Source organism: Sporichthya brevicatena (assembly GCF_039525035.1).
Lineage (GTDB): Bacteria > Actinomycetota > Actinomycetes > Sporichthyales > Sporichthyaceae > Sporichthya > Sporichthya brevicatena.
This window is the reverse complement of the sequence record NZ_BAAAHE010000016.1, coordinates 116,987-131,973: the sequence shown is the minus strand read 5'-3', so window position 1 is coordinate 131,973 and position 14,987 is coordinate 116,987. Positions and strand designations below refer to the sequence as shown.

12 protein-coding genes and 1 tRNA gene are annotated in these 14,987 nt (G+C 73.1%); 5 read left to right on the top strand and 8 right to left on the bottom strand.

The window, feature by feature from the left end:
- Nucleotides 1-115 precede the first annotated feature (115 nt).
- Nucleotides 116-1,378 carry an SEL1-like repeat protein gene (locus ABD401_RS11395; protein WP_344604722.1) on the top strand — a complete coding sequence of 421 codons (1,263 nt, stop codon included), beginning with the start codon at nt 116-118 and terminating at the stop codon, nt 1,376-1,378.
- 55 nt (nt 1,379-1,433) lie between these two features.
- The gene (wecB, locus tag ABD401_RS11390; RefSeq protein WP_344604719.1) at nt 1,434-2,531 is read left to right on the top strand and encodes a non-hydrolyzing UDP-N-acetylglucosamine 2-epimerase; all 1,098 of its coding nucleotides are present in this window, start codon (nt 1,434-1,436) and stop codon (nt 2,529-2,531) included.
- On the opposite strand, the gene ABD401_RS11385 is transcribed toward wecB, so the two are convergent.
- The 4 genes from ABD401_RS11385 to ABD401_RS11370 form a co-directional block, all read right to left on the bottom strand.
- Entirely contained in the window at nt 2,503-3,519 is a 1,017-nt protein-coding gene (locus ABD401_RS11385; RefSeq protein ID WP_344604717.1) for a polysaccharide deacetylase family protein, read from the bottom strand. The two genes, wecB and ABD401_RS11385, sit on opposite strands and share 29 nt — an antisense overlap.
- 2 nt (nt 3,520-3,521) lie before the next feature.
- On the bottom strand, nt 3,522-5,741 hold the full coding sequence (locus tag ABD401_RS11380) for a glycosyltransferase family protein (RefSeq protein ID WP_344604715.1): 2,220 nt from the start codon (nt 5,739-5,741) through the stop codon (nt 3,522-3,524).
- Nucleotides 5,738-6,946, bottom strand: a complete 1,209-nt coding sequence (locus tag ABD401_RS11375; RefSeq protein WP_344604713.1) for a hypothetical protein — start codon at nt 6,944-6,946, stop codon at nt 5,738-5,740. Before ABD401_RS11375 ends, ABD401_RS11380 begins: the two co-directional genes overlap by 4 nt.
- 60 nt (nt 6,947-7,006) lie before the next feature.
- A tRNA-Leu gene (locus ABD401_RS11370) sits at nt 7,007-7,091 on the bottom strand.
- A 159-nt stretch (nt 7,092-7,250) separates the two neighbouring features.
- On the opposite strand from ABD401_RS11370, the gene ABD401_RS11365 reads away from it, so the two are divergent.
- Complete coding sequence (locus ABD401_RS11365) at nt 7,251-8,765, top strand: HNH endonuclease signature motif containing protein (protein WP_344604711.1); 1,515 nt, start codon at nt 7,251-7,253, stop codon at nt 8,763-8,765.
- A gap of 35 nt (nt 8,766-8,800) precedes the next feature.
- Here ABD401_RS11365 and ABD401_RS11360 read toward each other — a convergent pair whose 3' ends face one another.
- From ABD401_RS11360 to ABD401_RS11345, 4 genes are all read right to left on the bottom strand, one after another.
- Nucleotides 8,801-10,096, bottom strand: coding sequence for a calcium-binding protein (locus ABD401_RS11360; RefSeq protein WP_344604709.1), 1,296 nt, complete (start codon nt 10,094-10,096; stop codon nt 8,801-8,803).
- A gap of 84 nt (nt 10,097-10,180) precedes the next feature.
- Nucleotides 10,181-11,410 carry a calcium-binding protein gene (locus tag ABD401_RS11355; protein ID WP_344604707.1) on the bottom strand — a complete coding sequence of 410 codons (1,230 nt, stop codon included), beginning with the start codon at nt 11,408-11,410 and terminating at the stop codon, nt 10,181-10,183.
- Nucleotides 11,411-11,562: 152 nt separating this feature from the next.
- Nucleotides 11,563-12,033: a thioredoxin-dependent thiol peroxidase gene (gene bcp, locus ABD401_RS11350; protein WP_344604705.1), complete on the bottom strand. Its 471-nt coding sequence runs from the start codon at nt 12,031-12,033 to the stop codon at nt 11,563-11,565.
- A 102-nt stretch (nt 12,034-12,135) separates the two neighbouring features.
- Nucleotides 12,136-13,434, bottom strand: a complete 1,299-nt coding sequence (locus tag ABD401_RS11345; RefSeq protein ID WP_344604703.1) for a calcium-binding protein — start codon at nt 13,432-13,434, stop codon at nt 12,136-12,138.
- 292 nt (nt 13,435-13,726) lie between these two features.
- On the opposite strand from ABD401_RS11345, the gene ABD401_RS11340 reads away from it, so the two are divergent.
- A complete protein-coding gene (locus ABD401_RS11340) occupies nt 13,727-13,990 on the top strand; it encodes a DUF3618 domain-containing protein (protein ID WP_344604701.1) in 264 nt (87 codons plus the stop codon).
- Nucleotides 13,991-14,193: 203 nt separating this feature from the next.
- Nucleotides 14,194-14,958 (top strand): hypothetical protein, encoded by a 765-nt coding sequence (locus ABD401_RS11335; protein ID WP_344604699.1) that lies wholly within the window; start codon nt 14,194-14,196, stop codon nt 14,956-14,958.
- The last annotated feature ends 29 nt before the right edge of the window (nt 14,959-14,987 follow it).

Here is a 14,987-nt window from a genome sequence, read left to right as displayed (position 1 = left end):
CGCATTCGACACGCGCAGCAGGCTATCGGGTTGTTCCTGGCAAGGTCCTGAGATGTTCGCGTGCAGCGCCTGAAACCGGCAGAAGTCGCTCGCTGCGTCCGTACGGTCAGTTCACATGGCGACGCGATCTTCAAGCATCGACACGTCCGCCACCCTGTCCGTGGTCGTGGTGGGGGCGGCGAAGTCCGGTACCTCCGCCCTGTTCTCGGCCATCCGCAGCCAGGGGGACTGGCTCGCCATCTACGAGGCCAACCACCAGGGCCAGATCCAGTTCCTGACGACGCATCCGGCGCCGCGGCGTGTCACGAAGGTGCTGCAGAGCCGCATCGTCGAGCGCGGGCTGGATCTCACCGGGTTCGACCACCGCATCCACCTCGTCCGCGACCCGCGCGACATGCTCATCAGCTGGATCCTGTTCCGCCCCCTGATCGGGGCGGCCGCGCGCGATCCCGAGTTCGTCTCGGAGTTCTGTGGCGCGCTGCGGCGGAAGGAGGCCGACCCCCGGTCGGTCTCGCTCGCGGACCTGGAGGAGATCTACCGCCGGCACGACGTCGGGCGCCCGTTCGCGGAGCGGTTCTCGCGCGCCTTCGCCGACGAGGCCGCGGTCTGCGAGCGGTACCCGGACATGCACCGGATCCGCTACGAGGACTTCCTCGCCAGCGACGTGGACGACCTCGCGCGGCGGATCGGCGTCCCCATCCGCACCGAGGTCACCGTGGGGGACCACATCGCTCACAACGAGCGCAGCAAGACGGCCGGGGGCTGGCGGCACTGGTTCACCCCGGTGGACGTCGACGCCTACCGTCCGCTGTTCGACCCTGCGCTGCAGCGCCACGGGTACGACCTGGACTGGACCCTCGCGACCGAGCCGACGATCGACCCGGCGACCGGCTCCGGGTACGTCGAGCGGAACCTCACACGTCCCCGCCTCGTGGGCGCGGGTCGCCCCGAGATGCTCGCCCGCGACCGCTACACGCCGGAGCGGATCGAGATGCTGAACTCGGGCGTGGCCGACGGGCGGGAGGCCGCGATGGTCGAGCTCGCCCTGGTCCATCTGCGTGGCGTGAACGGGCCGCGGGACTTCGCGGCCGCCCGGGAGCTGCTCGAGGATGCGGCCGCCCGGGGGAACGGTTACGCGATGATCCACCTCGGCCTCGCGGCGAGGTACCGGGCCCCGGGGTTCGGCAAGGCGTCCGGCCGGTACTTCCGGCAGGCCGTCGAGGTGATGGGCCGCCAGCGTGCGACCCGGCAGATCGGCGAGTTCGACCGCGGATGGCGGGAGCACGTCCTGCCGGCCGGGGCCGCCGGGCGGTCGCAGCGGTGGCTGCTGCGGGGGCCGTGGAGCCGCGTGCTCCGGACGTTCGCCATCACCGGCTGACGAACGGTCGGGCCTGCCCGGGTCGGGACACGCGGTGCCCACTACACTGCCGTCGATGGACGCGGAGATCCTGCACGTACTCGGAGCGCGTCCCAATTTTCCCAAGGCCGCCCCGGTGATCCGGGCGCTCGACGCCCTGGCGATCCCCGGTCTGACGCAGCAGATCGTCCACACCGGTCAGCACTACGACACGTTGATGTCGGACGTGTTCTTCGCCGACCTCGGCCTGCCGGAGCCCGTGGCCAACCTCGGCGTCGGTTCGGGCAGCCACGGGAAGCAGACCGGTGCCCTGCTGGCCGGGCTCGAGGACCTGATCGCGGAGCGCCGCCCGGAGCTCGTGCTCGTCTACGGCGACGTGAACTCCACCCTCGCCGCGGCGCTGGTGTGCTCGAAGATGGGCGTCCCGTTCGGCCACGTCGAGGCCGGCCTGCGCTCGTTCGACCGGACGATGCCGGAGGAGATCAACCGGATCGTCACGGACTCCCTCGCGGACCTGCTCTTCGCGACCAGCCCCGAGGCGATCGGCCTGCTCGGGCAGGAGGGCATCAGCCCGGACAAGGTCCACCTCGTCGGCAACCCGATGATCGACAGCCTGTTCGCCGCGCTGCCCAAGCTCGACGCCGCGGCGATGCGTGCGCGCTTCAGCCTGCCGGAGCGCTACGGCGTCGCGACCCTGCACCGGCCCGGCAACGTCGACGACGTCGCCGCCGCGCGGGAGCTCGTCGAGGCGGTCAACGAGGTCAGCCGGATGCTGCCGATCGTGCTGCCGCTGCACCCGCGCGGCCGGGCGACGCTGGCCGAGGCCGGGCTCGTCGCGACGCCGGACCTGCAGATCGTCGACCCGCTCGGCTACCTGGACTTCATGTCCCTCGTCCGCGGTGCGGCCCTGGTGCTCACCGACTCCGGGGGCGTCCAGGAGGAGACGACGGCGCTGAAGGTGCCGTGTCTGACGGCCCGTCCGAACACCGAGCGCCCCATCACCTGCACGCACGGCACCAACAAGCTCGTGACGCCGGCGACGATGGTCGCCGCGGCGAAGGAGGCGCTGTCCGCGGAGGCCGAGTGGCCGCCGGAGGGCCCGCCGCTGTGGGACGGTCAGGCCGGCCCGCGCATCGCGCACGTCCTCAAGCGCTGGCTCGCCGCCCGCCGCTGACCCGGTCCGGGCCGCCGTCGGAGGTGTACCGGAGCTCCGGGCGCCGGCGCAGTTCGGCGAGCACCGCCTCCGCCGCGGAGAGCCCGGCCGCGAGGCGCGGGATCGCGTAGGGGTCGAACGCCGGCGCGAACGGGGAGAGCGCGGCCGTACCCCCGGTGCCGAAGACGCCGGTGAACTCGTACGGGACGCCGTTGTGGGAGCCGCGCCAGGCGAGCTCGGGATTGCGGGGCAGACGGCCGTACGGGGTCGCGAACGTCCGCACCCGGTACCCGGGGACCGCGGCCTCGATGTCGGCGACGTTGGCGCCGATCTGCTCCTGGACGGCGAGGTCGTCGAGGTCCGGCAACTGCGGGTGCGACTGGGTGTGTGCCCCGATCTCGTACCCGTTCGCGGCCAGCCAGGGCAGCACGTCGGGGTCGTTGAACGGGATGCGGTTGGTCAGGACGAAGAACGTGGCGGTGGGGCGAAAGTCCGGATGTGCGCGGCCGAAGGCCTCGAGGATGCCGAGCGCGGTGTCCGGCTCCGGCTCACCGTCCGGCCCGATCTGCGCCTGGCCGGCGGAGGAGTCGTCGAAGGTCAGCACCACCGGGTGCGTGCCGACGGGCAGGTCGATGTTCCCGGCGACGTAGTCCGCAGCCGTCACGGGCCGGTAGCCCTCGGCGTGGAGCCGGCGCAGGTCCGCGCGGAACTGCGCGGGCGTCCGGTCCGACGGGGCGCGCAGCTTGGTCCGGATCTGGTGGTACATCAGAATCGGGATCCGGCCGAGCTCGTCGATCCCGCCCGCGGCCGGGACCCGGGCGGCGGGCGAGCGGGTCGGTGTGGCGGAGGCGGTGGCCGTCGGACGCGGGGTCACGGTGGCGGTCGGCGGGGGGAGGGTCGTCGCCGGCGTGGGGCTGGGTTCCACGGCTCGGGTGTCGTCCCCACCTCCGCAGGCACCGAGCAGGGCCAGGCCGAGGGCGAGGGCCGCGGCTCGGGTCGCTCGGGCCACGGTCAGCTCTGCGGAGCCCCGGTCAGCAGGTCCGCGAAGGTGTTGCACACGACCGGGAGGTCGAACGCGGCGATGACCTGACGCTGGGCCTCGGCGCGCCGGTCCTCCCAGGTGCCCTCGGCGGTCACCGTCCGGATCTCCGCCGCGATCGCGGCCGCGGAGTCGTGCACCCACTCCTCGGCGTAGACCGTGCGGGCACCCGGCCACGGCAGGACCGCCGGCACCGCGCCGGAGGCCATGCCCTCGGCGGGGGAGAGGTGGAAGCTCTCGTCGTCGCTGGTCGAGAGCACCCAGCCGACGCCGCGCAGCCAGGCCGGCACGTCCGGCCCGAAGCCGTCGAAGACGACCGCGTCGCGCAGGTTCGGGTCCGTCCGGATGCGGCGCATCAGGTCGTCCACGTGCGCGCGCTCGGCGGGCTGCCGCCAGACCCACCAGTAGTCCCAGGCCTGCTTGCTCTTCACGAACAGGTGGAAGCGCTTGTCGTCGCGGCGGAGCTCGGCGAGGACGTCGAGCGCCAGGTCCATCCGCTTGCGGGCCGGGGCGATGCCGATCATGCCCAGGTGGAACTGGGCACCCGTCAGCTTCGGTCGGTTCAGCTGTGCGCCGTCGACCCAGTTCGGGACCACCACGATCTTCTCGGCCGGCCACTTCGTGATTTGCGCGGTGAGGTCGGCGTAGTGCCGGTTCACGCAGACGACGGTGTCGACGTTGCGGATCTTCACCTGCTTGACGTAGTTCGTGAACAGTTCGAACCGGTGCAGACGGATGATCAGGCGCTGGTTGGAGCGCTTGTGCTTCGAGTACCAGATCGCGTTGCCGCCGCACCACTCGCAGATGATGACGTCGGCCCAGTCGAGCAGTTCCCGGCTGCGTTCCTTGTCGTGGCGGTTCAGGGTCTCCCAGTGGTCCATGCGCAGTTCGACGCCGGGCAGCGCGGCCAGGTAGTCCGCGATGCGGGTGAAGAACTTCATGTCGTGCCCGGCGACGACGACCCGCAGTGGGCGCGCACCGGCGGCGGGCAGGTTCGGCCGGGGCGAGGGAAAGGCGCGCTCGATCAGGGCGGCCATGCGCTCGGTCGCCTTCGTCATCGTGTGCTGGGCGGCGGCGGCGCCGGTCCGTTCGCGGGCGAGGGCGTACTTGGCGGGGTCGGTCGCGACGGCGGCGATCAGGTCGACGACCTCGCCGAGGCCGTGGTCCGGCCCGTTCGCGCCGATGCCGTCGACGAACAGCGGGTAGTCGGGCCCGAGCAGACGCTCGTGCATCGGCGTCCGGTTCAGCACGGCCGGCAGACCGAGCACGCCGTACTCCAGGACCTTGGTGGAGAGCTCGAGGCTGTCGTCGAGGTCCGCGTCGCGCCAGGACAGGCCGACGTGCGCGGCGCCGGCGAGCTGCATCGCCTTCTCACGCGGCTGACCGCCGTGCCAGATCACGCCCTTGCCGGACTCCAGGGCGGCCTGCATCCGCTCCTTGTACGTGGCGTCCTTCGGGTCGTCGTGGACCTTGTCACCGACCATGTGCAGCTCGGCGTTGACCCCGCGGGCGCCGAGCTGCTCGGGCAGCGCGGCCATCTCGAGGGTGTTCCAGCGCGGCGCGTACTTGCCGGTGTAGACGAGCTTGAGCGCACTGTCGGCGGACGGCGGGGGCGGCGACTCGACGCCGGTGACCTCCGGCGCGACCGGGGGGAAGAGAACCGAACGGCCACAGGCCTCGGGCACGAGGCCCTCGAAGAAGCCGCGGAGCTCCTCGGTCTGGCAGAGCAGGAAGCGCGACGCCTTCGCGATCGCCGTCAGCTGGTCGACGGCCTCCGGGGTCGCCTCGACCATGGACTGCGGGACGTCGGTGAGGTAGGTCCACAGGCGGCCGGTCGCGACGTCGTCGGCGACGAGACGGGACACCGCCGGGAGGCCGCGCACGACGACGAGGTCGTAGGGCGCCTTGGTGTCCAGTGCTTTCAGGACCTTGGAGACCTGAGCCGGGGTCAGACCGTTGGACTTGCCCGAGAGTTCGGGCAGCAGCGCGTCCTCGAACGGCTTCACGAGCGTGACGTTCGGCAGCGCCGCCAGGGGAGCGGTGAGACGGTCGGTCTTGATCGGCGCCTTCAGGACCAGGTCGACCTGGCACCCGGCGTTCGACAGTGTCTGGACGATGCCCTGGACCCAGATGGCCGAGCCGTCGATGAGGTTGAGGTCGACGTGGCCGTAGACCATGGCGCGGCGGGTCATGCGTTTTCCTCCACGGCCCGCTCGGCCGGCAGGTCGAAGCCGAGGTCGAGCTCGGCGTTCAGCCGCGCGACGAGGGCGGGGCCGGGTTCGGCGTCGGTCAGGACGAGGTCGGCGTGCGTCGCCACGCGGTTCAGCCCGGGGCTGGCGTAGTGCGGCGAGTTCCACCAGACGACCACCGGGCGCCCCATCGCGCGCGCGGCCGTGATGATGTCGACGAGCGCCTTGTCCCGCACCCCGTACGCGCCCTGCGTCGTGTAGGCCCAGGGGCCGGGTGCGCCGAGCGCGGCGGACTCGATGAGGACGACGTCCGGATCGGTGCGCGTCACGATGCCCTCGCCGTCGTGGGGGAGCAGCGTGTTCACGACCGCGTGCGGGTTCGCGACGTCCCCGCGCAGCGCGGGTGCGGTGTCGGCGGTGAGGATGCCCGCGAGAACCGGGACCGTCCGTGGCCCGATCGCCATCGCGGTGTGGGTCAGGTAGAGCAGGCCGGCGTCGATGTCGTCGAGCTCGTTGACCTGGCGTGCCGCGAGCCCGCGGCTCGGCGCCGCGGTCGCCGGAGCGGCCTCCCCACCCTTGCGCGAGCGGCCGGCCCGGCCCTTCCACATGCCCCACAGGTCCGAGGGGAGGGTCTTCGCCTTCCGCGGGTTCCGCGCCGCGTTCACCAGCGTCCGGCCGACGACGTACGTCGCGGACGACTCCAGCGCGGAGATCCGGGCCTCCAACGACTGGATCCGCCGGTCCCGGCCCGCGATGGCCCGTTCGTACCGGGCGGTCGCCGCGGCGCCGCTCATGACGTCGACGTCCTCGTCGTCGTCCGGGTCCACCTCCGGGAGCCCGGGGTGCGCCTCGACGCAGGTCAGCAGCGCTGCGCCGGCGACGGTGTCGGCGTCGGGGTCGGCGTCCTCCAGTGCGCTCGCGGCCAGGAGTTGCAGGGTCCCGCTGCGGCCGATCAGGTGCAGCGGCACCGGGTCCCCGGCGTCGGTCGAGAGGAGCAGCACCCGCGCCCCCGCCTGCAGCCGGGCCGCGACCTCCGCGACCGGCGCGTCGGCCAGGACGACCAGCGTCCCGGGCCCGAACCGCTCGTCGTCCGCGGGCGGCCGGGCGCTCAGCTCACCCGGCAGCGCGACGGCCGGGCCACTGAGCTGGACCACGGCCTCGACGCCCGTGAGGTGCGGAGTCAGCAGGTCGGATAGCTGCACGGGCACGCCGAAATCCTCCGCGCGGCTGCGCTGGTCTGGGGCCGAAGAAGATCGCTTCAGCCTAGGTGGTGCGGAAGGGGGGACTTGAACCCCCACGCCCGAAGGCACCAGATCCTAAGTCTGGCGCGTCTGCCAATTCCGCCACTTCCGCGTACCGACGAGCGTAGGGCAGCGGCCGCGGGGTCCCGGGCCACGGCCCCGCGTGCGGAGCGTTCGGCGGGGACGCTTCCGCGGAAGCGTTTTCTCCGGGTCGAGCAGTGTCGGTGCCAGCTCGTAGTGTCCGAACATCAGTTCGACAGAGGAGTTGGACATGAGCGACTTCCCCGCCGCGCACGCCGAGTCCGAGCAGCTGGTGCCGATCGAGGTGCTGGCGGACCGCATCACCGAGGGTGCCGGGCACCTGGCCGCCGCGACCGGAGCTTGGCTGGCGCTGATCGAGGAGTACGACCGGCGCCGGGGCTGGGCGTCGTGGGGCGTGAAGTCGTGCGCGCACTGGCTCGCGTGGCGATGTGGCATCGGGCTGACCGCCGCCCGGGAACACATCCGCACCGCCCGGGCCCTCGCCGACCTGCCTGTGACCCGGGCCGCGCTGGCGGCGGGGCAACTGTCCTACTCGAAGGCGCGGGCGCTGACGCGGGTGGCGACCCCGGAGTCCGAGGCGTCCCTGGTGGAGATCGCCGTGTCGTGCACCGGGGCTCAGTTGGAAGAGCTCGCCCGGGGGATGCGCCGGGCCGGGACGCGGGACGAGGTCAACGCCCGGCATGCGCGGCGCTCGGTGTCCTGGTCGTGGGCCGAGGACGGCTCACTGGAACTCAAGGGCCGGTTCTCCCCGGAGGACGGGGCGGTCATCGTGGCCGCGCTCGAAGCGGCCCGGGACAACCTGCCGGACCCCACGCCCGGCGAGGCCGGCGCGGACGACAACGCTTCCGCGGAAACGTTTTCCGGCACGCCCGCCGACGAGCACGGCCCCGCCGCCTATCCCAAGCGCGTCACCACGCAGCGCAACGCCGACGCGATGCTGGTCCTGGCCGAGACCCTGCTGGCCTCCGGTCCGGCGCCGGCCCCCGGCGGCGCCCGCCATTCGGTCATGATCCACACCGACCTGGACGCGCTCACCGACACGGTGGGCGAGGAGAGTGCCGGGCGCATCGAGAACGGACCGGAACTGCACCCGGAGACCGTGCGCCGGCTGTGCTGCGACTCCGGGGCGGTGATCGTGGCCCATCACAACACCGAGGGCGAGCGGTCCGGCAGGAAGCGATGGGCGACCGGGCGACGCGGGACCTGGATGGACGTCGGCCGGCGAACCCGGACCATCCCCGCGGCGCTGCGGCACGCTCTGCACCTGCGCGACGGCGGATGCCGGTTCCCCGGCTGCACGGAGACCCGGTTCGTCGACGCCCACCACGTCCTCTGGTGGTCCTGGGGCGGGCCGACCGCGCTGTGGAACCTGGTCCTGCTCTGCCGTCGGCATCACCGCGCGGTGCACGAAGGTGGGTTCGGGGTCCGCCCCGACCCGCGTCACGGGTTCGTGTTCACCCGGCCTGACCGGGTCGTCATCCCGGACAACCCCGCGACCTGGCGGCCCGACGCCGCCCGGGCCGGCACCGGGGTCGCGGCGGAGTTCGAGGTTCCGGTCGACCTGAGCACCACCGAACGCCTCGCCGCGATGCACCAGGTCTCGATCACCCCGCACACCGCGACCCCGGCCTGGAACGGGGACCGGCTCGACCTGGACTACGCCCTCGCCGTCCTGCTCGGCAACCGCCGCGCGGCCGACGAGGGTCCCCGCGGTTTCGAGCCCACCGGGGCGGCGCTGAACTGATCGGGTTCAGGCCGCCCCGGTGAGCTGATGGAGCGTCAGCCGGTCTTGCGCTCGATGCTGCGGAAGGTGTTCTTCCCGGGGCCGCCGTTGCCGGTGTCGCGCCCCTTGCCGCCGTTGAGGACATCGCGGCCCTTGCCGCCGATCAGGGTGTCGTTGCCCTTGCCCCCGTTGAGGGTGTCGTTGCCGCGTCCGCCGCGCAGGGTGTCGTTGCCGCTTCCACCGATGATGCGGTCGTTGCCCTTGCCGCCATCGATGGTGTCCTTGCCGTCGTTGCCGCAGATGACGTCGTTGCCGCCGAGTCCGCGGATGATGTCGTTGCCGCCGCGGCCGACGATGACGTCCCGGCCCGGGGTGCCGACGAGAACGTCGTTGCCGGGGGTGCCGACGATGGTGGCCTTCAGCCCGCCGCAGTAGTACGTCTTGGCCGGCGGGATGACCGGGGGAGTGACGGGCGGGGTCACGGGCTTGGTGTACGTGAGCACGACCGAGCCCGGACCGACGTTGCCGGCGGGGTCGGACGACCCGCCGGTAGGCACGAAGCCGCTGCCCCCGCCGCCGGTGCCGGTCAGTCCGCTCTGGGCGCCGCCGCCGCCGTAGTAGCCACCCCCGCCGCCGGCGCCGCCGGAGGTCGCGGAGTTGCCGCCGCGTCCGCGGGTACCGTTCGCCGATCCGCCGGTCGTTTCGGTGCCGCCGGTGCCGGCGGTGACGAGGTAGCCGGACTCGCCGCCGGCGCCGGTCGTCCCGCCGCCGGACCCACCGGACCGGCCGGGGCCGAGGCTGAAATCGGTGTCGCCGCCGCCACCACCGCCGGCGGCGATCAGCGGGTTGGTCGCACCGGTCGGGGTCGCCCCGGCCGGGAGGACGAAGGTCCCGCCGCCGCCACCCCCGCCCTCGTGGCTGATGATGCTCTCCATGGCGCTTCCGTCCCCGCCGCTGGGGGCGCCGCCGCTGACCGCGCCGGTCCGAGCGGTGGCCTCGGCACCGATCCACAGGTCGAGCACGGACCCCGGGGTCACCGGAAGGTCGCCGGACACCACGCCGCCGCGGCCACCCGGCCCGCCGATGATCACGGTGGCGTCGTACCAGTAGACGCCGTGCCGTCCGGATCCGCCTCGTGTCGTCGCGGTCAGGGTGGTGACCCCCGCCGGGACGGTGAAGTGCAGGACCTGGGTGGAGTCGGTGTACGTGCAGGTGACGGTTGTCCCGCCGTCGACGCACTCGCTCGGGAGTGCGGCGGCCGCGGGTGCGGCGGTGCCGAGCGGTGCGAGGCCGGCGAACAGCGCAACGGCGCCGGCGGAGACTCCGAGGCGGTGTCGGGTGTTGATGGTCATGCATTCCCCCGTGAGGAGCAGTAGTGAGACGCGCCCCAGGTGGACCGCGCTGCCGTGCCGTGGTGCCGTGGTGCTGACGGAGCGTCAGCCGGCGATGCGCTCGATGCCGTGGAAGGTGTCGTTGCCCTTGCCGCCGTTGGCGGTGTCGCGGCCCGCGCCGCCGCGCAGGGTGTCGTTGCCGCCACCGCCGTCGAGGCGGTCGTCGCCTGCGCCGCCGATCAGCGTGTCGTTGCCGCTGCCGCCGATCACGCGGTCCTTGCCGGGGCCGGCGTCGACGGTGTCGTTGCCGTCGTTGCCGCAGATGAGGTCGTCGCCGCCGAGGCCGGAGATGGTGTCGTTTCCGCCGCGGCCGACGATGACGTCGCGGCCGGGGGTCCCGACGATCGTGTCGTTGCCGGGGGTGCCGACGATCGTCGCCGCCACGCCGTCGCAGGTGTACCGGGGTGCCGGGGGCGTGACCGGCGGTTTCGGGGTCGGCTTCGGGGTCGCGGTCGGGGTCGGGGTCGGCGTCGCGGGCGGAGCCGGCAGGGCGTAGGAGATCCGGATCGAGCCGTCGGCGTCCTCGTGGGTCGAGGCGGTCGCGCCCTCCGGCACGTAGCCGCTGCCGCCTCCGCCGGCGCCGTCGAAGGCGCCGCCGGAGCCGCCGTAGTAGCCCCCGCCACCCCCGGCGCCGCCGTCGTTGAATCCGGGGCCGCCGCGGCCCTTCGCGCCCGCGGTGTCCCCGAGCACCGCCGCGCCGCCGGCGCTCTGGCTGCCGCCCTTCCCGGGCAGATTTCCGCCCCCGCCGGCGGCGTCGCCCCCGGCCGTGCCGCCCCCGGCCCCGCCGACGGCGTACTCGTTGCTGCCCCCGCCACCGCCGCCCCCGGCGGCGATCAGCGGAACGTGGTCGGCCCCGGTCGGGCTCCCGCCTGCGAACACGAAGGTTCCCCCACCGCCCCCGGCGGACATGGAGGTGCCGGCCCCGCCGCCGGGCTGCCCCGCGGTCTGGCCGCCGTTCTCGCCACCCGCGCCCACGAACAGGTCGAGCACGTCGCCGGGATCGGCCGGCAGGGTCGCGACGACGTGACCACCGGCACCGCCGTACCCGCCGCCCCGGCCCCCGCGGACGTCGAACGTCAACGCGGTGACCTGCTCCGGGACGGTGAAGTGCAGGACCTGGGTGGAGTCGGTGAACGTGCACGTCACCGTCTGCGCTGCCTGGGTGCAGCCACCGGGCAGGGCGGCCGCGGCACTGGCGCCGAGCGTCGCGAAGCCGGCCAGGGCGGCCAGCGCGGACGCCGTCGTCAGGACGAGGCCACGGGTCGAAGAGCCCACGAGATCCCCCGAGTGATCGCCATGCGGTGAGTGGCACTCACGTGCCTGTCGTGATCGTCACCCGGGACGGGGGGAAACGGGGGAGAAATCGGACGGATCCGGCCGTTCGGTGAGTGGGATTCAGCCGTTCGGCCGAGTCCGACTCAGCAGCGTCAGACCTCCAGGTCGCGGAGCAGGCGCTCGACGTGGCCGGTGGCCTTCACGCCGTACATCGCTTTGGTCAGCTTGCCCTGGGGGTCGATGACGAACGTGCTCCGGATGACGCCGGTGACGGTCTTGCCGTACATCTGCTTCTCGCCGAAGGCGCCGTACGCGGTGAGGACGGTCTTGTCGGGGTCGGAGAGCAACGGGAACGGCACGTTGTCGCGGTCGCGGAACTTCGCGAGCTTGGCCTCGGAGTCGGGGGAGAGGCCGAGCACGACGTAGCCCGCGTCGGTGAGCCGGGCGAAGTTGTCCCGGAAGTCGCAGGCCTGCTTGGTGCAGCCCGGGGTCATCGCCGCCGGGTACGCGTAGAGGATGACCGTCCGGCCCCGGTAGTCCTTGAGCTTGTGCTTCTTGCCGTCGGCGTCGGTCAGCGTGAAGTCGGGTGCGGTGTCCCCGGGGGACAGGCGGACGTTCGCCACGGCTCGGCTCCTCTGTCAGATGGTCGATCGCGGTTCTGATCGACGCGTTGTGATGACAAGGAGTCCATCCTGTCCACCCGGGGTCCTCCGCCCCGCGCCGGGTCAGCCCCGGGCGTCCTCGATGCCGCGGAAGGTGTCGCGGCCCCAGCCGCCGCGGCCGACGTCCGTGCCGCGGCCGCCGCGCAGGTCGTCGGCGCCCTTGCCGCCGTAGAGGGTGTCGTTGCCGCGGCCGCCGACGAGTCGGTCGTTGCCCTTGCCGCCGTAGAGGGTGTCGTTGCCGCGGCCACCGACGATGCGGTCGTTGCCCGTGCCGCCGCGGATGACGTCGTTGCCGTCGTCGCCGCAGATGAGGTCGTCCCCGCCGCGGCCCTTGATGATGTCGTTGCCGCCGAGGCCGCGGATGACGTCGCGTCCGGGGGTGCCGATCAGGATGTCGTCGCCGGGCGTGCCGACGATGGTCGCCAGTTCGCCCTGGCAGCGCGGGGTGGTCGGCTTCGGGCCACCACCGCCGTTGCCACCGTCGCCGCCGCCCGGGTCGGCCGGGACGGTGTAGCTGATGACGACCGACCCGTCGCCGAGGTTGCCGTCGGCGTCGGTCGCGCCGCCGCCGGGGACGAAGCCGCTGCCGCCGCCTCCACCACCGAGGGCGCCGCCCGGGGTCCAGAACCCACCGCCGCCTCCGCTGACGCCGCCGCCACCACCGCCGAAGCCGAGGTAGGCGTCGCCCGGGTCCTCGCCGGCCCCGCCGACGCGGGACGGGCCGCCGTCGCCGCCGGCCCCTCCGCCGGCGCCGCCGCCGTCCTGTCCGGCCTCGCCGCCGCCGGCGCCACCGAACCCTTCGACATCCTCGGAGAATCCGCCGCCGCCACCGCCGGCGGCGATCACCGGGACGGCCGCCGGGGTGTCCGGGGTGTTCCCCTGGGCGAAGACGAACGAGGCGCCGCCGCCTCCGCCGCCCGCCGCCGTCTTTTCCGGGTTGTACGTCGCTGAACTCGTGCTGCCGTTCCCGCCGCTGGCCAACCCGCCGCTGACCCCGCCGGTGCTGCCGTTCGCGGCCGCGCCGACGAAGAGGTCGTAGACCGTGCCGGCCACGACGGGGAGCGAAGCCTCCACCCGGCCGCCGAGGCCGCCGGGGGCGCCGGTCACCACGCCGGGTTCGCCGAGGTTGTCATCGGTGGTGCCGCTCCCGCCGGATCCCCCGCGGAGGTCGAAGTGCGCGGCCGTGATCCCGGCCGGGACGGTGAAGTGCAGGACCTGGGTCGTGTCGGTGTAGATGCAGGTGACCGTCGTGCCGGCCTGGTTGCACTCGGCGGGCAGGGCCGCCGCGGCGGTCGGGGCGGTGGCGGCGACCACGCCGCCGGTGAGCAGGACAGCGGCGGTTGCCGCGGGCACCAGGCGCATCGGTACTTCTCCCCGTCGGTCGGCCGCGATCTTCTGCACGGCCCTCGGGGAGATGGTGGCGGTGGGGCGGAGCGTCCGGGGAGCGCTGAGGGGCCGCGATGTCCGATCGGCCCGAAAAGTCGAGCCGATCGGACGAGTGGGGCGGTCTCGGCCCCGGGCGTCCTCGACGCCGCGGTCGGTGTCCCGGCCCGCACCGCCCGTGCCCGTGATGCCTCGGACCGCGGGGCGTCCGGCGCGAATTGTCCGGAACCTGACAGACTGCGCGGGACCAGGCAGGCGAAGGAGGCGAGTCGTGGCCAAGAGCGGGGCACCGGAGTCGGGGGGCGCGAACGCCCGTCTCGAGGCGCAGATCGAAGAGGCGCGCAACAACCTCGCCGAGACCATCGACGCCATCGCCGAACGGGTGGCACCCAAGAACGTGGCCGCCGAGGCAAAATCGAAAGCGCGCTCTTTCGTCGTGAATGAGGACGGATCCCTGCGAAACGACCGCGTGGTCAAAATCGCCGCGGTCGCCGGGATTGTCCTCGCGATCGGGCTCTGGCGGCGCTACCACTGAGCGGGTTCCGCCCGACTTGAGGGCCTTTGGGCCCGAGTTTTCGCAGGTCAGAAGACCTGGAACCGAATGGCCCAACGTCACGTCAAAGGCGGGACAGTCACTCGCCCGATCTGGGGAATCGCGGCGGCGGACTTTCTTCAGGGGAAATACGCTGCATCTCGGTGTCCGCAGCAATGAGCTTTGATTCCAGGGGTGGGATTTCAATGTCCAGCATCAACGCGGCTGCGATTGCGGCCAAGCACCGTGGCAACGCCGAGGGTTCGGTCCGGGTTCTCGGGCAGACCGCGGCCGTGGCCGGTATCTCCGGCGCTCTGCTCCTCGCCCTCAAGGCGATGGTGCTCGTCTCGCCGGCCGTTCTGCCCGGTAGTGACGGTCTCGACGCGCTGGGTCGTCCCAACGCCGTGACCGCGCCGGTCGAGCCCGCGCCGGTCGTCTTCGAGCCGGCCTCGAGCAGCGCCCCCGTCGGCGCCTCCGAGCGCACCGCTCCGACCGTCACCCGCACCGTCGTGCTCCCGACGCCGACCACCTCCACGCCGGTCGTGGTCGACAAGCCGAGCACCACGCCGACCAAGCCGAACACGCCGTCGACCCCGTCGACGCCGACGAAGCCCGCCGGCGCGTCCTCCTCGGTCGGCACCGTCACCAAGCCGGTCACCGACCTGGTCGACGGCGTCCTGCCGGGTGTCGGCACCACCGTCGGTGGCGTGGTCGACACCGTCGGCGGCACCGCAGACGGCCTGGTTGACACCGTCAACGGCGCGACCGGCAACCTGCTCAAGCCCGTCACCGACACCGTCGGCCTGGGCTCGAGCCAGGAGGCCAAGCAGGGCCTGGTCCCGACGCTCGGCAACACGCTCGGCAACGTGGTCGGCGGCGTCACCGGGTCGACCGGCGCCAGTGGCCAGCAGAGCGGTGGCCTGCTCGGCGGCGGTGGCCTCCTCGGCACCGGCCTGCTCGGCAAGAAGTAAGCCCGAACGGTCTCCCGGGACCCCGCAGC